This window comes from Priestia veravalensis, from assembly GCF_001457055.1.
Lineage (GTDB): Bacteria > Bacillota > Bacilli > Bacillales > Bacillaceae_H > Priestia > Priestia flexa.
The window spans coordinates 1-19,590 of the sequence record NZ_KQ758631.1 but is presented as its reverse complement, the minus strand read 5'-3'; the positions used below and the strand labels follow the sequence as shown (position 1 = coordinate 19,590).

The following is a 19,590-nucleotide window of genomic DNA, read 5'->3' as shown; positions in this document are numbered from 1 at the left end:
GTGTAGAGAAGGTTTCTTTTTAAATGGTTTTGTTTTAGGTCCATATATCTACTTTAAATAAAAAAATTCCATAAATATCATTCTATCTCATCAAAGTGAATCTGTGGAATTTATGGTACAGTTAAATTTAGATATTTTCTGAAAATGTCGGTTTTCAGACAGAGTAAGATGAGTGGATGGAGGTATACAATGAAACCATTTAAAAAATTAATTGAAGAATTAGGAAATAGAGTCGATGTTTTGACAAGTAAACAGTCGAGCATTTATTTTGAAAAATTAGTGGGGCAATTCCCCTTTACAAAAACGAATACCATTGATTGGAAACGAGTGCTAATTAAAGAAAAATGTCAGCAGGTTCAGCAGGTTATTCAATGGCTACAAACAATGAAAATTTATGATGAACACGTTATTTTATTTTCAAAAGATTATCGTATTCCGGCTGTGCGAGTGAATTTGAAAGAAGCTTTAACAGTGGTGACAAAACTGCAAGATTGTCATTTGTTTATCTATTGTCCAACAATTGAGTATGTCATTGAGTGGGTGAAAGACAAATGCTTTACTGTCGGATTAGCTGCAAGATAACGAATAAAGAAGCATCGTCGTCCTATACGACGGTGCTTTTTTTATTATCCAAGCATAAATTCACTTCTTTTTGTTGACATTATAAAAAAAGTACGTATAATTAACATTAATCAAATTGTTAATTATAAAACTAATCAGGAGATAGAGCAATGTTAAATCATGATCAAAAAAATGTAAAAAAAGAATATCCAAAGCCATACGGATATACGGCAGATATTGCTGTGTTTACGATTGTAGCTACTGAAAAAGAAGCATATAAGCCACCAAAAATGGTGCTAAAACTAATGTTGATTCAACGAGCAATTTTAAATGCTGAAGGTGAACAAAATATAGAAGCAGGCAAATGGGCGCTTCCAGGTGGATTTGTGCACCCTGCTGAATCCGCTTATGAAGCAGCTAAGCGTGAACTAGAAGAAGAAACAGGTGTAGCTGGTATTCATATGAAGCAGTATGGAGTCTATGATAAACCTGGGAGAGACGCACGGGGATGGGTTATTTCAAATGCTCACTATGCCATTGTACCAGAAGAAATGTTAGCTAAAAGACAAGCAAATGATGATGCAGCAAACGTTGAACTTTTTGATTTAGAAGAAGTTTTTTCACTACCACTGGCATTTGATCATGCTCAAATTATTCAAGATGGAATTGCTGAAATTAAAAAAGATCTCCTTCAGACGACGGTTGCACAAAAATTTTTACCTAAAATGTTTACGTATTCCGAGCTTCAGGCTGTATTGCTTACAATTACGGATAATCCGGCAATTAGGAGTGATCAAGCATTTGCGCGTAAGATTCGAATGCTGCCTTTTATTGAAGAAGTAGAAGGACAAACAACGACTAGAACATCTAAAAAGCCAACAAAGCTATATCGGTTTATTGATGCAGATTTTGCTACATCTATCTACACAGCTAGATATTAATTAATAAACAATTTGTTTATTGTTAATTAATGATAAGGGGGAAAAGTAATGAAAGCACTTTTAAACATCGATTACACGAATGATTTTGTAGACGATAAAGGAGCTTTAACTTGTGGAGAGCCTGGACAGCAAATTGAATCAGAAATAGTTAGCTTAACTAAGCAATTTATCGATAACGGTGACTATGTGGTATTTGCAATTGATTTGCACGAAGAAAAGGATCAATACCATCCTGAAACCAAACTATATCCGCCACATAATATTAAAGGTACAAAGGGAAGAAGTTTATACGGTACGTTACAAGAGGTATATGATACGTACAAAGAAAACCAAAACACTTACTGGATGGATAAAACAAGATACAGTGCTTTTGCAGGCACAAATTTGGAAATGAAGCTTCGGGAAAGAGGAATTACTGAGGTACATCTAGTAGGCGTATGCACCGATATTTGCGTTTTGCATACTGCTGTAGACGCGTATAATAAAGGATTTAGTATCACCGTGTATGAAAAAGCGGTTGCAAGTTTTAACCAAGTAGGGCATGAATGGGCGTTAACTCATTTTAAGAATTCATTAAACGCAACGGTTATTAAATAAGTTGTGGATTGATTATTTGGAGGAAAATAGAATGACTGTGTATAAAGATGATAGCGTTATGCTGCATACGGATTTGTATCAAATTAATATGGGTGAAACGTATTGGGAAGATGGTATTCATAACAAAAAATCAGTGTTTGAGGTGTTCTTTCGCAAGCTTCCATTTGGAAACGGCTATGCAGTATTTGCGGGATTAGAACGCATTATAAACTATATTGAAAGCTTTCGTTTTTCAGAATCAGACATTACGTATTTACGTGAAGAAGTAGGGTTTAAAGAAGACTACTTAGACTTTTTAAAAGAGCTACGCTTTACAGGAAATATTCGTTCAATGGTAGAAGGGGAGCTTGTGTTTCAAAATGAGCCCATTTTACGAATTGAAGCCCCGTTAATTGAAGCCCAGCTTGTTGAAACGGCTATTTTAAACATTGTTAATTACCAAACGCTAATTGCTACAAAAGCTTCTCGCATTAAGCATGTAGTTGGAGATCAAGTAGCAATGGAATTCGGTACTCGCCGCGCTCAGGAAATGGATGCAGCAATCTGGGGAACAAGAGCGGCATATATCGGTGGATTTCAGGCAACATCAAACGTGAGAGCTGGGAAAAAATTTGGTATCCCAGTAGCAGGAACCCATGCTCACTCAATGGTTCAAGCTTATAAAGATGAGTACGTAGCGTTTCACAAATACGCGCGCCGCCATAAAGACTGCGTATTCTTAGTTGATACGTATGATACCTTAAAATCAGGCGTGCCAAATGCTATTAAAGTTGCAAAAGAATTAGGAGATAAAATAAACTTTCGAGCGATTCGATTAGATAGCGGAGATTTAACATATCTTTCTAAAAAAGCACGTCAGCTTTTAGATGAAGCGGGATTTGTTGATACAAAAATTGTGGCTTCAAATGATCTCGATGAAGACACTATTATGCACTTGAAGTCTCAAGGTGCTCAAATCGATATGTGGGGTGTTGGCACAAAGCTTATTACGGCATATGACCAACCTGCATTAGGTGCTGTATACAAGCTCGTATCTATTGAAGGAGAAAACGGTGAGATGGTTGATACAATTAAAATTAGCGCTAACCCTGAAAAAGTAAGTACACCAGGCTTAAAGCGCGTATATCGTATCATCAATAAGCTGAACGGCAAATCAGAAGGTGACTACATTACCCTTGAAGGTGAAGATCCACAAAGTGAAGAACGATTAAAAATGTTCCACCCAGTGCATACATTTATTAGTAAATTTGTGACAAACTTTGAAGCAAAAGAACTTCATCAAGATATATACAAAAGTGGAGAGCTTGTGTATCAAACGCCAAACTTACAGACGATCCAACAGTATGCAGAAGATAACTTAGGGTTGCTTTGGGATGAGTATAAACGAACGCGAAATCCAGAGGAATACCCAGTTGATTTAAGTGAGAAATGCTGGGAAAACAAAGCACGTCAAATAAATGAAGTGCGTAAAAAAGTCTCATCCAAATTAAATCAAGCGTAAAAGGGGATACTGAAGATGGAAGAAAATAAGTGGAACGAACTGAAACAGTTAAATGATACGAAGCAACTCAATCAGCTTACTTCACCGGGAATAAAGATTGGAATATACGGTTCATCCTTTGATCCAATTACTAATGTGCACTTGTGGACCGCATCAACCGTAGCTCATCGTAAAAAGCTAGATTATATTATCTTTCTTCCATCTTCTAATAAACGTACAGATAAACGCTTGCAAATAACCGATGAACATCGCGTTGCCATGATTCAAAAAGCTATTTCAACTAATCCTAAATTTTTATTAGATACTCATGAATTAAATGTATTGCCAGGTTATCATTACACATACTACACAATGGATTATTTCAAAAAGCTTTTGCCAAAAGCAAATCTCTATTTCATCATGGGTGCAGACTTACTGGTTGATATTGCGGGTGGTAAATGGAAAATGTCAGAAGAACTTGTCAGCGAAAATCAGTTTATTGTCATGGCTCGAAATGGCATTGACATGTTACAAGCAATTAGTCGCTCACCACTTTTACGAAATTATGATGATGGTCGCTTTCAGCTCTTAGATAAAGGATTAGCTATGGAAATTAGCTCTACTTATATCAGAGAGGAATTCGCCAGAGGTGGAGAACCTCGCTATTTACTACCAGACGCATGCTATGACTATATTAAGAATCATCATTTATATAAAAGATAAAGTGAGAAATTGAAAGGAGCTTATTATGACAATTCAACAGCAAATTATGAAAGAGTTAAACGTTTCTCCAACAATCACTTCATCAGAAGAGGTTCGTAAACGCGTTGATTTTTTAAAAACATATGTAAAAACAGCTCACGCGAAGGGGCTTGTGTTAGGGATTAGTGGAGGTCAAGACTCAAGCTTAGCAGGAAGGCTTGCTCAGCTTGCAGTTGAAGAACTTCGTAAAGAAGGTTATGAAGCAAAATTCATCGCGGTTCGTTTGCCGTATGGAGTTCAAAAAGACGAAGACGATGCGCAAGCGTCATTGGATTTTATTAAGCCTGATGAAACGATTACATTTAACATTGAAAAAACAGTTACGTCATTTTCTCAAACTTTTAATGAAGCAGCTGGTCATGAATTGGGAGACTTTCATAAAGGAAATGTGAAAGCACGTGTTCGTATGATTGCGCAGTACGCAATTGGCGGGGAACATGGACTATTGGTAATAGGTACAGATCATGCTGCTGAAGCAGTCACAGGATTTTTCACGAAGTATGGAGACGGTGGAGCGGACGTCCTACCGTTATCTGGATTAACAAAGCGCCAAGGAAAAGAATTACTAAAAGAACTAGGTGCAGATAAGCGCTTATATGAAAAAGTTCCAACTGCAGACTTATTGGATAACAAGCCAGGCCAAGCAGACGAAACGGAATTAGGCATTAAATATGATGAGCTGGATGATTATTTAGAAGGAAAAGAAGTGGCGCCAGAAGTAGCTGAAAAGATTGAGAAGCGCTATCGAATGACTGAGCATAAGCGCCAGCTTCCGGCAACTATGTTTGATACGTGGTGGAAATAACAGAAATAGCAAAAGGAGCTCTGGTTGTAGAGCTCCTTTTTTAGGGTTATTCTTGCACGGCTTCAAGTAGTAAATCCACGAGATGAACAGCTCTTACTTTCGAGGATAATCCTTCCCTTTCAATTCCTAACTTCATTTGAAGAAGGCAGCCTGGATTAGCTGTCACAATCGTTGTAGCTTGTGTAGCCACAGCATTTTTCATTTTTGTATCGAGGATTTGCATGGACATTTCAGATTCAACGATGTTATAGATACCAGCTGATCCGCAGCAGCTATCTGCATTTTTCATTTCCCTATATTCTACGTTAGCAATGGCTTTTAAAAGCTTTCTAGGTTCACTTGATGTTTTCATGACGTTGCGCAAGTGACAAGAATCTTGATACGTAATCACTTGTTGAGGCAGTGAAAGTTTCATGTTGAAAAATTCCAGATCGACAAGAATACTGCTTATATCCTTCAGCTTTTTAGAGAACGCTTGAGCGCGCTCAGCCCAGTTAACATCATCTTTTAACAGGTGATCATAATCGATTAAAAAAGCACCACAGCCTCCTGCATTTGTGATAATATAATCTATTTTTAAATCTTCAAAGGCTTGAATATTGCGCTTCGCAAGCTGTTTCGCTCCGTCTTTTTCACCGCTGTGACCATGTAAAGCCCCGCAGCAAGCTTGATTTTTAGGAATCACAATTTCACAACCCGCAAGCTGAAGTAGCTTCATTGTAGCATCATTTGTTTTCATAAACATGGTATCCATCAAGCAACCAGAAAAAAAGGCCACTCGTTTTTTTGTTTCAACTTTTGAAAGCAAATGGGTAGGTCGATTTTTCATTTCCTTTAAAGGAGGAACAGTTGGTAATACTGTTTCCATTAACGCTAGGTTGTCTGGAAGAAGCTTTAGTATTCCGGTAGAGCGAACAATGCGTTGAAGGCCAGAACGCTGATAAAAGCTAAGTAACCCTGTCGCGTTTTGCATGCGGTTTTGATGAGGAAACAGGCCTTCAAATACCACTTTTCGAATCGTTTTTACAGGAATAGAGTGCTTTTTATTTTGATTGATAATATCTCTTGCTTCTTCAAGTAAATGTCCATAGTTGACTCCAGAAGGACATACAGGCTCACAGGCTCTACAGCCAAGGCACATGTTTAACGATTTTTCTACCTCTTCATCAGGCTCAATAACACCGTCAACTACGGCTTTCATGAGCGCAATTCTTCCTCTTGGAGAATGCGATTCTTGAAAGCCTGATTCAATATAAGTAGGGCAGGTTGGTAAGCAAAAACCACAGCGCATGCAGTTTAATAGTTCATCTTCATTCATTTGTTCTTTAAATTGCTTTTGGATTTTCTCACGTTCTTTAACTGTTGTCATGTTGTAATCACCACTCGTTTTCGGGAATCTTTAGCAAAAACTTTCCCTGGGTTGAGAATGTTATTTGGATCTAGGGAACTCTTAATGGCTTGCATTGCAGCAATTCCTTCTTTGCCCACTTTAAGCTCAAGATAAGGAGCTTTCATGACGCCAACTCCGTGTTCACCTGTAATTGTGCCTCCGAGCTCAATCGCTTTAATAAATATCTCTTCAAAGGCCTTTTCAACACGCTCAATTTCTTCATGGTTTCGTACATCTGTTAAACATGTTGGATGAAGGTTACCGTCTCCAGCATGACCGAATGTACAAACTGTTAAGTTATATTTTTTAGCAATTTCATTAGTGGCCACAACCATCTTTGCAATTTCAGATCTTGGAACCGTTGCGTCTTCTAAAATAGTCGTTGGCTTTAAACGCGCTAAAGCTGATAGGGCAGACCTTCTTGCTGTGCGAAGATCATCAGCTTCTTTTTCTGAATCAGCTACCTTTACCGATACAGCATGCTCTCTTTCACAAATGGCAGCCATCTTCAGCATGTCTCGCTTCACAATGTCAATTGGTCCATCTTGTTCAATTAATAAAACAGCTTTTACATCTGTAGGAAGCCCAATTTTAGCAAAATCCTCTACGACTTTTAATGTTGGTTGATCTAAAAATTCAAGCGTAGTCGGAATAATTTTATTCGCAATAATCGTTGACACCGATTTTGCTGCGGCTTCAAGGTCTTGATAAAGAGCAAGCATCGTCATTTTTGATTCAGGCATTGGTATTAGTTTTAAGATTGCATTTGTAATGATTCCAAGAGTTCCTTCAGAACCGACAAACAAGCGTGTTAAATCGTAGCCAGCTACGTCTTTTGCGAGCTTTCCTCCCGTCTTAATAACGTCTCCATTTGCGAGTACAATCTCAAGCCCTAACACATAGTCGCGCGTAACGCCATATTTAAGACCGCGAAGCCCCCCTGAGTTTTCGTTGATATTTCCCCCGATTGTAGAAATTTTCATCGAGCTCGGATCTGGAGGATAAAACAGACCTCTTTCTTCTACTTGGTGGATGAAATCTAAGGTAATGACGCCTGGTTCAACTGTAGCAGTTAGGTTTTCTTCATCAATTTCTAACACTTGATTTAGATGTTTAAACAAAAGAACGATACCACCTTCAGTTGGACAGGTTCCTGCGCATAAGTTTGTGCCCGACCCTCTAGGTACAATCGGAATTTTATATTCATTACATAGTTTTACAATAGCTGCTACTTCTTCAGTGTTATTGGGCGCAATAACGGCATCAGGCAGTGATTGGAATTGAGGTGTAGCATCGTAGGAGTAAACGAGTCGACCGGCTTTTGAGTCATCATAATTATGGGCGCCGACAATGTCTTCAAAGGATTTCTTGAGTTCAATAGGTATCATGGTTATAGCTCCTTTTAAGTAAACGAATTCTTACTTTTATAATAAGAAATAGAAGAAGGATTAACTATGGTTAATCCTCTAAAGTGTAGCAGTTATTTATGCGGTATCGTTGGTTATTCATCTAAAAACAAAAAAGCGAGGTGAAAAATGAGCAAGTCCTCGGTATGGCGAAGGTTTAGTCCAGTTAATTCTTCGACTCGCTTTATTCGATAGTGTAGCGTGTTGATATGAATGTGCAGTGCATCTGCCGTAGCTTTGAAGGATTGATTTTGCCTTAAAAACGTTTTAACAGTTTTTATTAATTCTTGATCATTCATAACCTGGGAAATGGTTCTGCGAATAAATTCAACCTTTGTTTCTTTTTTTATATCTTTTAACAACATTTCAAGACGAAGGTCATCATCAAATATAATAGCTCCGGATTTTTTTGCAGTACTCAAAGCTCGTTCCGCTTCGTGAAAAGATTGATGAACCATTCTAGGAGAAGCAGGTTGTCCAATTCCAATTGAAGCGTTTACTTGATATCGAGTTTTGAAATGGCGGCTAATTTGCTTAGCAAAATGAAGCGTACGTTCCTTTGTCTTTTGGTCAGCTTGTAAAATAATAAAGCGGTCGTTTCCCCAGCGAACAAACACATCTTTGTTGTCCTGACTAAAGTTCTCCATAAGATCTTTTAACATTTTGTTATTCATTACGTCTGAACAGTGACCGATTAAAACTTGTCGTTCAATTGAAAGATCGATACCAATCAATTCCGCTTGGTGGATAAATTCTTCACTCCAATCGGATTTTTGGACCCAATCGAATACAAACGCTTCAAGTGCTCGCGCTTGCCATTCAAGCTGCTCGGAATAGTAGCGTTCATTCATCATTAGTTCAGTCATTCTTTTTAAAATTTCGGCATAAGCGGATACGCGTTCTGGGTTACCGGTAATACCAATTACACCAGCAATTTGATTTTGAAAAAGGATTGGAAGATTAATTCCCGCTTTGACGCCTTTTAAAGGAGCTTGATTTTCTTGAGTAATAATGAACTTTTGCTTTTTTTGCGTGCAAATGAGAGCTCCTTCATGAAATGTATTTACTCGGTTTTTATCCGTGCTGGCGATGATCATGCCAGACGTATCGGCTACAATTAAATCTTCATGAATTAGATGATTGATTTCTGAAATGATGCTATCTGCTAAAGATGCTATCATCATACATGTTCCCCCGTTCTGTTTCTATCACTAGTGTAGCATAGTGGGAGTGAAGAGCTAGTAGTGAAAAGCATAGGCTTTAAATAGAAAGATAAGGAAGTAAGTCGTCTGGATTCTAACAAGAATACTTCACCTTTCTCATAATCTTGAAAACAAGAGGGGGCTAAAAGAGCCCTCTCTTGTTTTCATTGAGCCGTATATCCCCCGTCAATAACGACAGCTTGACCGGTCACGCCTTTTGCTGCATCACTTGCTAGAAAGAGGGCGTAATCGGCAATTTCACTTACATCTAATAAACGTTTCTGAGGGACGAGTGGATAAATTACTTCTTCAAGTACTTTCTCGAGCTCAACGTTTCTCGTACGAGCTAAGTCTTGTAATTGGTTACGGACAAGAGGCGTATCTACGTAGCCAGGGCAAATAGCGTTAACGGTTATTCCATGTTCAGCACCTTCTAGCGCCGCTACTTTTGTTAAGCCGATGACTCCGTGTTTTGCACTGTTATAAGCTGCTTTTCCTGCAAAGCCAATCAAGCCATTTATGGATGCCATATTGATAATGCGACCAAATTTTTGCTGCTTCATAAGAGGAAAGACGTGCTTTGTAGCAACAAAAGGTGCAGTCAGCATAATCTTTAATAAAAGTTCAAATTTTTCAGTTGGAAACTCTTCGAGTGGGGAGACAAACTGCATGCCCGCATTGTTAATTAATACGTCAACTTTTCCGTATTTTGCAGAAGCAGCGTTAATCATCGATTTAATATCATCTTCATTTGTGACGTCTGCTTTTACACCGTAGACGTCATATCCCTTTGAAGAGAGTTCTTGCTCTGCTTTTTTAACACCTTCTTCATTTAAATCAGTCAAGACAACCTTTGCATCATGTTCAGCAAAACGCTCGCCGATTTGAAAGCCAATTCCTTGAGCAGCCCCTGTAATTAATACAACTTTATTTTTAACCATTGTTCATTCCTCCCACACGCTTTATATAAAACGCTTACTTTTCCATTTTATCAAAATAGTAGGTTGATATAAATATAATTGCTTTTCAAAAAAGGAAATTTTCTTTGGTTGAAGAATATAATACAAGTTCATAGAAAGTTTATACAGGAACGAGAAGGTAATAGAAAGAAGGTTTTATATGCAAGCAGCAGTAAAGTTACAAACGAAACAAGAACAAACTATTTATCGTATTTTATTTGCTATCAGCTTAGGTCACTTTTTAAACGACTGCATGCAATCAGTTGTTCCAGCGCTTTTTCCCATTCTAGAGCAATCAATGAATTTAAATTATACGCAAATTGGTTGGATTGCATTTGCGCTGAATATGACATCCTCTATCATGCAGCCGGTATTTGGTATCTTCGCAGATAAGCGGCCACTCCCATTTTTATTACCAATTGCAATGTGTTTAAGTTTAGTCGGCATTATTGGCTTAGCGCTAGCACCTAACTTTTATTTTGTTCTAGCGTCCGTGCTGTTTATTGGATTAGGATCAGCCATTTTTCATCCGGAAGGGTCACGTGTTGCCTATATGGCTGCTGGACAGAAAAGGGGGTTAGCTCAGTCAATCTATCAAGTAGGAGGTAATACGGGGCAGTCGATGGCGCCTTTATTTACTGCTTTTATCTTTATTAGCTTAGGTCAGTTTGGTGCAATGTGGTTTACACTCTTGGCAGCGGTTGGTATTGTAACTCTTTACTATGTATCAACGTGGTACAAGCAAGAGCTGATTGTTCGAAAACAGTTGCAAAAAAAGCGATCAGTAAATGAAATGAAAGTGACAAGCAAATTAGTATTCGCTGTTGCTTTATTAATTTTTTTAGTTTTTGCTCGTTCGTGGTATGGAGCTGGGATTTTGAATTACTTCCAATTTTATTTAATTGAAGCATACGGAGTCACAATAAAACATGCACAAATCTATGTCTTTTTATTTATGATTGCAGGAGTCTTTGGCACTTTTTTTGGGGGACCTTTAGCAGATCGTTTCGGAAAACGAAACGTTTTGTTGGTATCCATGCTTGGGTCAGCACCATTTGCACTTATGCTACCGCACGTGATGCTTGGTGCAGCAGCCCTGTTGTTAGTGCTTATTGGTTTTATTCTTCAATCTAGTTTCAGCGTTACGGTAGTTTACGCTCAAGAATTATTACCTGGAAAAATCGGCCTTGTTTCAGGGCTTATCGTGGGCTTGGCGTTCGGGATGGGAGCGCTGGGAGCCGTTATATTTGGAAAGTTAGCGGATATATATAGCCTAAAATTTATTATGCTGTTTTGTAGTATCCTTCCTCTAATTGGAATTCTAACGTGGTTATTGCCAAGTGACAAGCAAGTAAAAGAGATGAATAACGAATTATAAAAGAGGCTGGGACATAAGTAATTCAGCCAATGATAAACCTGAACGATTGAGAGTTTCTCACTTTTAATCGTTCAGGTTTTTTGGTTGATTGTGAAAACAATGTTGGAAACAGGGTGGAATGGAGCGTAGGACACTCGACTCCTGCGGGAAAGAGAGGGAAAACTGAGATCCCGCAGCGCAGCGAGGAAGCTCAGGTTCCTCCCCGCGGAAAGCGAGTGGCCGTAGCGCAATGGAATGAACGTGTTCAGACAAACCAAAAAGATTGGAACAGCTATTGTTCGTCTCTTAGAAGCAATCATTTTGTTATGTCCCAAACTCTTCTTATCATTCACAAATTTAAGAAAAACAAATCCAGAAGGATAAATTTTTGAATCAATTAACGAAAGTGGCGTGTCAGCTACGTTTCTTTGAAAGAGAGGAATGCCACTTCCTAGCAATATAGGCTTTTGAAAGATCCAATACTCATCAATTAAGTTTTCATTTAAAAACAGTGCATTTAGTGACCCGCCCCCTACAAGAAAGATGTTTTTCCCTTCCAGCTTCTTTAATTCGGTGACTTTGTCGTGAACTTCTGTAGGTGAGATGAACGTTACGTCTTCAGATTTGCCGCCCTTTTTTGTTGTCACTACAAATACTTCCTTTCCCTTATAAGGAAACTCGCCGAACGTTAATACTTGTTCGTACGTGTGGCGACCCATAAATACGGTATCAATGCTTTCATCAAATTCATTATATCCATAATCTTCGTTTGTTTCATTCTCCACTAGCCAATCAATTTTTCCGTTTTCACGCGCAATAAATCCATCAATTGTAGTTGCAATATATAAAATTACTTTTCTTGTCATGCCATGTTCCTCCTTAGCAAATCGCTATTATATTTTACCCGCTTCGTGTATGATAATAACATTTAAATGCGTCAAAAACTGTCATAGATAGGTGAATATTATGAAAACAAAAAAGTTATTTGAACTGATGTTTTATATTAATGCGAAGCGCTATTTTACTGCTAGAGAAGTTGCAGAAGAGTTTGATATGTCTGTGCGTACTGTTCAGCGCTACTTATTGGATTTACAGGAGCTAGGGGTTCCTTTATATGCTGAAAAAGGAAAATATGGCGGCTATCGTGTTTTGAACAATCGCGTATTGCCTCCTTTATTCTTTTCTGAGGAAGAAGGAAAAATGATGTATTTTTTACTTGAAATGATCACTCATTATCCTACAATCCCGTTTCAAGTAGATACTCAGAGGGTAAAAACAAAGTTTTATACTCATTTACCTGCAGATGTAAGAAATCAGTTAGAACAGATAAAAGATTTTGTTGTATTTTTAACGCCAAATCGTTCAGAGGAAGCCCCCCTTTTAAAAGACTTATTGCTATCAGCAATGAAGCATAAAAAAGTAGTGATTCAGTATGAAAGTAAAACAGGGATAAAGGGGCATATTGTTAAACCAATTGGTATTTATGCGCATGAAGGTCTATGGTACTTTCCGGCATATAGCTATAAAAAAGAAAAAATCCTGCTTTTTCGTGCAGATAGGGTAAAAAAAATAGAGAACTTAGGTGAAGATTTTACGGAATCGCTAACGTTAAAGAAATGGTTAGCTCAAGACTATGTTCCCACAAAGGCTCTATTGTTGCATATTGAAATAACAAAAGAAGGCGTGCGGTTAGCAAGTGCAAATCCTAGCTTAGGACCTCATATAACCATAAATAACGATGGAACGGGAACAATAAAATCAGTAATTGGTCGAGATGACCTTGATTTTACGGCAAATATATTGCTGAATTTAGGACGTTATGCAGAAGTAATTGAACCAAAAGAATTACGGGAGTCATTAAAAAAGAAAGCAACTGAAATTGTAAATATGTATACATAAATGACTAAGCAAAATAACGGACGAGCAAGCCTCTTTCTTTTAAAATAAAAGCAAAGGAAGTGATATCAATTATAATTTTAAGCGTATTAGATCAGTCTCCAATATCAAGCGGCCAAACAGCAAAAGATGCGCTTGCTCAGACGGTACAGCTAGCAAAGTGGACAGAAAGACTAGGATATCATCGCTTTTGGGTAGCTGAACATCATAATACAAATGGGTTAGCAGGCTCTTCGCCACTTTTATTAATGACTCATTTGGCATCTCAAACAAGTTCGATTCGAATTGGCTCTGGAGGCGTGCTTCTCCCTCAATACAGCCCATATAAAGTGGCTGAAGACGTACAGTTATTAGAGAATTTGTTTCCAGGGCGAATTGATTTGGGATTAGGTCGATCTCCAGGAGGCGATGCACTAACGAGGTTAGCATTAACAGACGGAGTACGAAAAAGTCTGAATGAATTTCCACGTCAAATTCAAGCGCTACAGGGACATTTGCTGCAAAACCTTCCTGAAAATCACCCTTATTACGGGGTAACAGCTTATCCCAAAAGTGATACTAAGCCTGAGATGTGGCAGCTAGGCATTAACAAACGAGGTGCGCGAGCAGCTGGGGAACTTGGCGTTTCCTTTACGTTTGGTCACTTTATTTCTCCTATTGGAGGAAAAGAAGCCCTGAAACACTATCGACAAGAATACGTTCCATCAGACTATCAGCAAGTGCCTCACACGAACGTTTGCGTATTTGTGGTGTGTGCTGATACAGACGAAGAAGCGGAGCAACATGCCAAAACGCTTGATGATTGGTTGCTCAAAGTAGAAAAAGGAAAAGATACAAAGGTTTCTTCTATTAATGAAGTCAACCAGCGCGTGTATTCTGAATATGAGAAACAAAAAATAAAGAAAAATAGGAGTCGAATGATTGTAGGATCTACAGAAACTGTTCATGCTAAATTGTTACGCTTACAAAATGAATATAATAACGATGAATTCTTAATCATTACTAACATTCACGATTTCCAGGCGAAGCTACATTCTTATGAGCTCATTAGCAAGATGTTTCAATAACATAATTACAGCCTAGAACGTTCATACTATACTACTGACTAGTAGGTAGGAGTGATTATATGAATTTAGAAGATATTGATCTGTCTAAAAAGATTTCATCTAAAAAAGAATATAAAAAAAAGCTAAAATCTTTGCAGCTACGCTTATTGCAGTTAGAACACATTATCTATATGGAAAAGGTACCTATTATATTTGCGTTTGAAGGGTGGGATGCGGCAGGGAAAGGGGGAGCTATTAAGCGTATTACACAAAAGTTGGACCCCCGAGGCTTTCACGTGTATCCGATTAGTGCACCAACTGATGATGAACGTAGGTATCACTATCTTCATCGCTTTTGGACAAGATTGCCGCACGCGGGGCAAATAGCTTTATTTGATCGTTCTTGGTATGGACGCGTACTCGTCGAGCGGGTTGAAAATTTAATTTCAACAAGTGAGTGGGGAAGGGCGTACGAAGAGATTAATCAGTTTGAGCGTACGTTAACGGATAACGGCTATATTGTAGCAAAGTTTTGGTTCCACATTAGTAAGGATGAGCAGCTCAAGCGCTTTAAAGAAAGGGAAGCGGATCCTTTTAAACGCTGGAAGTTAACAGAAGAAGATTGGCGTAATCGAAAAAAGTGGGACGAGTATGAAGAAGCGGTAGAGCATATGTTTAAATATACGAATACGAATCAAGCTCCGTGGTTTGTTATTGCAGGTAACGATAAGCAATATGCGCGAGTCAAAACCTTAAGCGTGATGATTTCTTACTTTGAACAAAAATTGATGGAGCGTGGAATTCAAGTATAGTAAAAAGGTGACGAATATTCGTCACCTTTTTATGATTAAGCGTACATACCTTTAACTTGTTTTTGTAAGTCTGTGTTTGTTAGGTATTCATCATATGTTGTTTGCTTATCAACCACTCCGTTTGGCGTGATTTCAATAATGCGATTCGCAATTGTTTCAACGAACTGATGGTCATGAGATGTGAAAATCATTGCACCTTTATAGCTCATTAATCCGTTATTTAATGCCGTAATCGATTCTAAGTCTAAGTGGTTGGTAGGATCGTCTAAAAGAAGAACGTTTGAACCACTTAGCATCATTTTAGAAAGCATACAGCGAACCTTTTCGCCTCCAGATAATACATTGGCTTTCTTTAGTACTTCTTCACCAGAGAATAACATTCTTCCTAGGAATCCACGAAGGAAGCTTTCGCTTTCATCTTGTGGTGAGTATTGGCGTAACCACTCAACTAAGTTTAAGTCGCTATTCTCAAAGTACTCAGAGTTATCTTTCGGGAAGAACGATTGAGATGTTGTTACACCCCATTTAAATGTACCGCTATCTGCTTCCATTTCACCCATTAGAATCTTCATAAGCGTTGAGTTTGCAATTTCGTTACGGCCAACTAACGCAATTTTATCTTCTCGATTCATTGTAAAACTTACGTTATCTAGTACCTTAACACCATCAATGATTTTTGTTAAACCTTCAACTCGCAGTACGTCGTTTCCAATTTCACGCTCTGGCGTAAAGTTTACGTATGGGTAACGACGAGAAGATGGACGGATATCATCTAACGTAATTTTATCAAGTAATTTTTTGCGAGATGTTGCCTGCTTTGATTTTGATGCATTGGCGCTAAAACGAGCGACAAACGCCTGAAGTTCTTTAATTTTTTCTTCTTTTTTCTTATTAGCATCAGATGCCATTTTTTGAGCAAGCTGGCTAGATTCATACCAGAAGTCGTAGTTACCAACGTAAACTTGAATTTTACCAAAATCTAAATCCGCAATGTGCGTACACACTTTGTTCAAGAAGTGACGGTCATGGGATACAACGATTACTGTGTTTTCAAAGTTAATTAAAAACTCTTCTAACCACTGAATTGCCTGAATATCTAAGTTATTGGTCGGCTCATCTAGTAGTAAAACGTCAGGTTTGCCAAATAAAGCTTGAGCAAGTAATACTTTTACTTTTTCACTACCTGTCAGCTCAGCCATTTTTTTATCGTGAAGATCTTCAGAAACGCCTAAACCTTTTAAAAGAATCGCTGCTTCAGATTCAGCTTCCCAACCGTTAAGTTCAGCAAATTCACCTTCAAGCTCAGCTGCTTTCATTCCATCTTCATCAGTGAAGTCAGCTTTCATATAAATAGCATCCTTCTCTTGCATCACTTCATATAAGCGAGCGTGACCCATAATAACGGTTTTTAATACTTCATATTCTTCGTATTCGAAATGGTTTTGTTTTAAGAACGCTAGGCGTTCGCCAGGTCCCATATGTACATCACCAGTTTGTGACTCAAGTTCACCAGATAAGATTTTCAAAAATGTTGACTTTCCAGCACCGTTCGCTCCAATCAATCCGTAGCAGTTACCAGGCGTAAACTTAATGTTTACATCTTCAAATAACTTACGGTCTGCAAAACGTAGGCTTACATTACTAACTGTAATCATGTATGAGCAATCCTCCAAATTCAATATCTATCAAATTATATCATTCTTTCTTTACAAGAGCGATATCAATAGCAATAAATTGAACATAAAGTGTACATGAACCAAGGAATAACGTCAAGGAGGCTCAGCTTTTACTCTATTTCTGGCAGGAGCCGAATGTCTTACGCTCCATTCCACAAGTTTTTTAACTTGTTTTGGGAACGAACAAAAAATATCCGAACGATTGCAGGTTAGCGATCGTTCGGATATCTCATTAACTAAAATACTTATGAATCAGCCTTATTCAAAGATATAAGCCAGTGCACGAATTGCTTGGTCTGGTGTTTCAACGACAACTTGTGCTTTGTTTGAAAGCTCTTTTAAAGGATGGTGCAGTTTTTCTGGACGTACAAGGATAAGGGGCTTGTTAAATGCAACGGCTGTAGCCGCGTCCATTGCGCTATTCCACTGTTTGTATTTTTCACCGAAAAGCGCAATGACTACGTCGGATTTCTTAAGCAGTACTTCTGTGCGCAAGTTGTTAAAAGCTGAAGCGGCTTCATCTTTTAAAATAGCTGAGTCTTGTTTACCTAAAATGACTTCGCCGATATTATCCGAGCGATCATGGTCCGTCATCGGTCCTACAAACGTAATTGGAAGCTTTAAGCCCTCCGCTTGCTTTTTGATATCGTCTCTCCAATTATCATGAATTTGTCCTGCTAAATAAACGACTAATTCCATAACGGCATCCCCTTTATAAAAAAATATATATACGTATAGCTTACCAAAAAAATGAAAAATAAACGAATGGTTTGTTTTAATCTAGACAAATACCTCAAAACAAGGAAAAATAAAAGAAGGATTACATAGAAGAGAGGATGAACATTATGTCAGAGAGAGAGGTACTACAGGTTCATAACGTCACGAAAAAGATTGGCAATAAAATTATTTTGGATAACGTATCATTGTCTGTGCGAAAAGGAGAAATCTTTGGGTTACTAGGTCCAAACGGTTCGGGTAAAACTACGCTTATTCGAGCAGTTGTAGGTTTAGTAAGTTCAACAGGAGACGTTACCATTAACAATCATGACCAGCGCAAACAATTTAATGAAGCTGTCAAATCAATTGGTGCAATCATTGAAAACCCGGAGTTTTATGGATATTTGACAGGTTATCAAAATTTAAAGCATTTTGCACGAATGCACGGTGTGTCTGCAAATCGAATCGATGAAGTGGTCGAGCTAACAAGGTTAGAAAAAAGCATTCACCAACCGGTAAAGACTTATTCACTCGGAATGCGTCAGCGCCTCGGAGTTGCACAAGCTATTCTACATAAACCGTCACTACTGCTACTAGATGAGCCTACTAACGGCTTGGATCCAGCAGGAATGATTGAATTTAAAACATATTTAAAACGGTTGTGCAAAGAAGAAGGAATTTCAATTCTTATTGCTAGCCATTTGTTGAAAGAAGTGGAAGCCTTGTGTGATCGCGTAGGGATTATTCAAGACGGCAGACTGCTATCTGTTCAAGAATTAGCTAAGCGTAATACAGAAGAGAACCTAACGATTGTATTTGCAGTTGATGCTGTAGAAAAAGCGGAAAATCTGCTATCAAATCAAGGCTACACTTGTGCAATAAAAGAAAAGCAGCTTTCTGTACAAGCTCAACCGAAAGAGGCTGCTGCTATTAATAAACTTCTAGTGGAAGAAGGCATTGAAGTATACCAAATTACTCCAATTTATGAATCGCTAGAACAATCGTTTATGTCTGTTACGGGAGGAGATTTCAATGCTTAATTTAATACAAAATGAACATATGAAGTGGTTTATGAAAAAAAGCACGAAAGTCGTATTTCTGGCAATTGCTGTCTTAACGCTTGGAATGGCTCTTATAATGAGAGCTATTACAACAAATGCTGGAATTACAGAAACGTTGCCAGGCTTTGTTGCTTTCACTTCAAACTTTTTAATTATTGTCCAATTTTTTGCTGTAGCCGCTGCTGGATCGATTGTTGCATCTGAATTTGAAAAAGGAACGATTAAACTTCTATTAATTCGTCCTAAGAGTCGCTCAACTATTCTTTTATCCAAATACCTGACTAGCATTTTTATTAGCTTGTACTATTTGGCTGCCTTCTTTTTATTTTCAATCATTTGGGGGATTATTTTCTTTTCAGGAGGAGCTTTTAATGGTCAAGAAGGACAAGGTATCTGGATTGCATATGGTGTTTCATATCTTGAAACCTTTATGATGGTTGCTTTTGCGTTTATGCTATCGTCGGTATTCAGAAATAGTGCATTAGCAGTTGGTCTTGGCATTGTTGTTGGAGTAGGAGCAAAAATGCTTGCTGGAATTTTATCTGAGTTTCAAGTACAGTGGGGAATTATTTTACTGTTTGCTAACACCAACCTTAGTCAATATATGGATGGAAATCAAACGTATTTCCCTGGGATGACCCTACCGTTTTCTCTATTGATTATTATAGCTCATCTACTCTTCTTTGTTGGAACGGCTTGGCTGTTTTTCTTAAAGCGAGACGTAGCGAATTGATATTTGAATTTTCTTTCTTTTTGTTTTTCTACAATAGTGTTTGACAAGGAAAGTAAAAGGTATTAAAGTAGTTAAGAGTTAATTTTGAATAATAAATCACTAGTGTTGCATTAATTTAAATTAACTATTAAAAAGACTCAAAATCTTCAATTTTATTATTTTAGGCAAACAAAAAGTCCTTTATAATGG

The 19,590-nt window shown here is 37.9% G+C and carries 19 protein-coding genes and 1 pseudogene; 13 read left to right on the top strand and 7 right to left on the bottom strand.

The genetic code is table 11. The annotated features are described in order from the left end of the window. Positions 1–189 precede the first annotated feature (189 nt). The 6 genes from AS180_RS04145 to nadE all read left to right on the top strand — a co-directional run bounded on the left by AS180_RS04145 (position 190) and on the right by nadE (position 5,146). Positions 190–582 (top strand): CDI toxin immunity protein, encoded by a 393-nt coding sequence (locus tag AS180_RS04145; protein ID WP_025910496.1) that lies wholly within the window; start codon positions 190–192, stop codon positions 580–582. A 149-nt stretch (positions 583–731) separates the two neighbouring features. Next, positions 732–1,502 (top strand): NUDIX hydrolase, encoded by a 771-nt coding sequence (locus tag AS180_RS04140; RefSeq protein WP_061785243.1) that lies wholly within the window; start codon positions 732–734, stop codon positions 1,500–1,502. A 48-nt stretch (positions 1,503–1,550) separates the two neighbouring features. Then, positions 1,551–2,099, top strand: coding sequence for a cysteine hydrolase family protein (locus tag AS180_RS04135; protein ID WP_061785244.1), 549 nt, complete (start codon positions 1,551–1,553; stop codon positions 2,097–2,099). 31 nt (positions 2,100–2,130) lie between these two features. Continuing rightward, complete coding sequence (locus AS180_RS04130; protein WP_062686461.1) at positions 2,131–3,600, top strand: nicotinate phosphoribosyltransferase; 1,470 nt, start codon at positions 2,131–2,133, stop codon at positions 3,598–3,600. 15 nt (positions 3,601–3,615) lie between these two features. After that, positions 3,616–4,302, top strand: coding sequence for a nicotinate (nicotinamide) nucleotide adenylyltransferase (nadD, locus tag AS180_RS04125; protein WP_025910490.1), 687 nt, complete (start codon positions 3,616–3,618; stop codon positions 4,300–4,302). Positions 4,303–4,327: 25 nt separating this feature from the next. After that, complete coding sequence (nadE, locus tag AS180_RS04120; protein WP_025910489.1) at positions 4,328–5,146, top strand: ammonia-dependent NAD(+) synthetase; 819 nt, start codon at positions 4,328–4,330, stop codon at positions 5,144–5,146. Between the two features lie 46 nt (positions 5,147–5,192). On the opposite strand, the gene AS180_RS04115 is transcribed toward nadE, so the two are convergent. The 4 genes from AS180_RS04115 to AS180_RS04100 all read right to left on the bottom strand — a co-directional run bounded on the left by AS180_RS04115 (position 5,193) and on the right by AS180_RS04100 (position 10,085). Beyond that, on the bottom strand, positions 5,193–6,515 hold the full coding sequence (locus AS180_RS04115; RefSeq protein WP_025910487.1) for a (Fe-S)-binding protein: 1,323 nt from the start codon (positions 6,513–6,515) through the stop codon (positions 5,193–5,195). Continuing rightward, positions 6,512–7,924 (bottom strand): glycolate oxidase subunit GlcD, encoded by a 1,413-nt coding sequence (gene glcD / locus AS180_RS04110; RefSeq protein ID WP_025910486.1) that lies wholly within the window; start codon positions 7,922–7,924, stop codon positions 6,512–6,514. Before glcD ends, AS180_RS04115 begins: the two co-directional genes overlap by 4 nt. Before the next feature lie 113 nt (positions 7,925–8,037). Continuing rightward, positions 8,038–9,126: a CdaR family transcriptional regulator gene (locus AS180_RS04105; protein ID WP_025910484.1), complete on the bottom strand. Its 1,089-nt coding sequence runs from the start codon at positions 9,124–9,126 to the stop codon at positions 8,038–8,040. Between the two features lie 182 nt (positions 9,127–9,308). Further along, positions 9,309–10,085, bottom strand: coding sequence for a 3-hydroxybutyrate dehydrogenase (locus tag AS180_RS04100; RefSeq protein ID WP_062686460.1), 777 nt, complete (start codon positions 10,083–10,085; stop codon positions 9,309–9,311). Positions 10,086–10,263: 178 nt separating this feature from the next. Between AS180_RS04100 and AS180_RS04095 the strand changes: the two genes are divergently transcribed. Both AS180_RS04095 and AS180_RS23470 read left to right on the top strand, forming a co-directional pair. Next, positions 10,264–11,481: an MFS transporter gene (locus AS180_RS04095; RefSeq protein ID WP_062686459.1), complete on the top strand. Its 1,218-nt coding sequence runs from the start codon at positions 10,264–10,266 to the stop codon at positions 11,479–11,481. 113 nt (positions 11,482–11,594) lie between these two features. Beyond that, positions 11,595–11,852: a hypothetical protein gene (locus AS180_RS23470; protein ID WP_226372926.1), complete on the top strand. Its 258-nt coding sequence runs from the start codon at positions 11,595–11,597 to the stop codon at positions 11,850–11,852. A 54-nt stretch (positions 11,853–11,906) separates the two neighbouring features. Here the strand turns inward: AS180_RS23470 and AS180_RS24030 are convergent. Then, a pseudogene (locus AS180_RS24030) lies at positions 11,907–12,326 on the bottom strand (dihydrofolate reductase family protein); the annotation flags it as partial. A gap of 100 nt (positions 12,327–12,426) precedes the next feature. On the opposite strand from AS180_RS24030, the gene AS180_RS04085 reads away from it, so the two are divergent. The 3 genes from AS180_RS04085 (at position 12,427) to AS180_RS04075 (ending at position 15,214) form a co-directional block, all read left to right on the top strand. Beyond that, complete coding sequence (locus AS180_RS04085; RefSeq protein WP_051567173.1) at positions 12,427–13,359, top strand: helix-turn-helix transcriptional regulator; 933 nt, start codon at positions 12,427–12,429, stop codon at positions 13,357–13,359. A gap of 68 nt (positions 13,360–13,427) precedes the next feature. Continuing rightward, complete coding sequence (locus AS180_RS04080) at positions 13,428–14,423, top strand: LLM class flavin-dependent oxidoreductase (protein ID WP_035320991.1); 996 nt, start codon at positions 13,428–13,430, stop codon at positions 14,421–14,423. A 59-nt stretch (positions 14,424–14,482) separates the two neighbouring features. Further along, entirely contained in the window at positions 14,483–15,214 is a 732-nt protein-coding gene (locus AS180_RS04075) for a polyphosphate kinase 2 family protein (RefSeq protein ID WP_062686457.1), read from the top strand. Between the two features lie 35 nt (positions 15,215–15,249). On the opposite strand, the gene AS180_RS04070 is transcribed toward AS180_RS04075, so the two are convergent. Together AS180_RS04070 and AS180_RS04065 are read right to left on the bottom strand one after the other, a co-directional pair. Next, on the bottom strand, positions 15,250–16,869 hold the full coding sequence (locus AS180_RS04070) for an ABC-F family ATP-binding cassette domain-containing protein (RefSeq protein WP_025910477.1): 1,620 nt from the start codon (positions 16,867–16,869) through the stop codon (positions 15,250–15,252). Positions 16,870–17,148: 279 nt separating this feature from the next. After that, positions 17,149–17,589 (bottom strand): YtoQ family protein, encoded by a 441-nt coding sequence (locus AS180_RS04065; RefSeq protein WP_062686456.1) that lies wholly within the window; start codon positions 17,587–17,589, stop codon positions 17,149–17,151. A 146-nt stretch (positions 17,590–17,735) separates the two neighbouring features. Here AS180_RS04065 and AS180_RS04060 point away from each other — a divergent pair, with 146 nt between their 5' ends. Both AS180_RS04060 and AS180_RS04055 read left to right on the top strand, forming a co-directional pair. Then, complete coding sequence (locus AS180_RS04060) at positions 17,736–18,647, top strand: ABC transporter ATP-binding protein (protein ID WP_025910475.1); 912 nt, start codon at positions 17,736–17,738, stop codon at positions 18,645–18,647. Then, on the top strand, positions 18,640–19,401 hold the full coding sequence (locus AS180_RS04055) for an ABC transporter permease (RefSeq protein ID WP_062686455.1): 762 nt from the start codon (positions 18,640–18,642) through the stop codon (positions 19,399–19,401). Before AS180_RS04060 ends, AS180_RS04055 begins: the two co-directional genes overlap by 8 nt. Positions 19,402–19,590 lie beyond the last annotated feature (189 nt).

Bases quoted from the DNA above. Each gene is read 5' to 3' on its own strand.
- AS180_RS04145 (WP_025910496.1), top strand. From the start codon at position 190: ATGAAACCATTTAAAAAATTAATTGAAGAATTAGGAAATAGAGTCGAT.
- AS180_RS04140 (WP_061785243.1), top strand. From the start codon at position 732: ATGTTAAATCATGATCAAAAAAATGTAAAAAAAGAATATCCAAAGCCA.
- AS180_RS04135 (WP_061785244.1), top strand. From the start codon at position 1,551: ATGAAAGCACTTTTAAACATCGATTACACGAATGATTTTGTAGACGAT.
- AS180_RS04130 (WP_062686461.1), top strand. From the start codon at position 2,131: ATGACTGTGTATAAAGATGATAGCGTTATGCTGCATACGGATTTGTAT.
- nadD (WP_025910490.1), top strand. From the start codon at position 3,616: ATGGAAGAAAATAAGTGGAACGAACTGAAACAGTTAAATGATACGAAG.
- nadE (WP_025910489.1), top strand. From the start codon at position 4,328: ATGACAATTCAACAGCAAATTATGAAAGAGTTAAACGTTTCTCCAACA.
- AS180_RS04115 (WP_025910487.1), bottom strand. From the start codon at position 6,515: ATGACAACAGTTAAAGAACGTGAGAAAATCCAAAAGCAATTTAAAGAA.
- glcD (WP_025910486.1), bottom strand. From the start codon at position 7,924: ATGATACCTATTGAACTCAAGAAATCCTTTGAAGACATTGTCGGCGCC.
- AS180_RS04105 (WP_025910484.1), bottom strand. From the start codon at position 9,126: ATGATGATAGCATCTTTAGCAGATAGCATCATTTCAGAAATCAATCAT.
- AS180_RS04100 (WP_062686460.1), bottom strand. From the start codon at position 10,085: ATGGTTAAAAATAAAGTTGTATTAATTACAGGGGCTGCTCAAGGAATT.
- AS180_RS04095 (WP_062686459.1), top strand. From the start codon at position 10,264: ATGCAAGCAGCAGTAAAGTTACAAACGAAACAAGAACAAACTATTTAT.
- AS180_RS04085 (WP_051567173.1), top strand. From the start codon at position 12,427: ATGAAAACAAAAAAGTTATTTGAACTGATGTTTTATATTAATGCGAAG.
- AS180_RS04075 (WP_062686457.1), top strand. From the start codon at position 14,483: ATGAATTTAGAAGATATTGATCTGTCTAAAAAGATTTCATCTAAAAAA.
- AS180_RS04070 (WP_025910477.1), bottom strand. From the start codon at position 16,869: ATGATTACAGTTAGTAATGTAAGCCTACGTTTTGCAGACCGTAAGTTA.
- AS180_RS04065 (WP_062686456.1), bottom strand. From the start codon at position 17,589: ATGGAATTAGTCGTTTATTTAGCAGGACAAATTCATGATAATTGGAGA.
- AS180_RS04060 (WP_025910475.1), top strand. From the start codon at position 17,736: ATGTCAGAGAGAGAGGTACTACAGGTTCATAACGTCACGAAAAAGATT.
- AS180_RS04055 (WP_062686455.1), top strand. From the start codon at position 18,640: ATGCTTAATTTAATACAAAATGAACATATGAAGTGGTTTATGAAAAAA.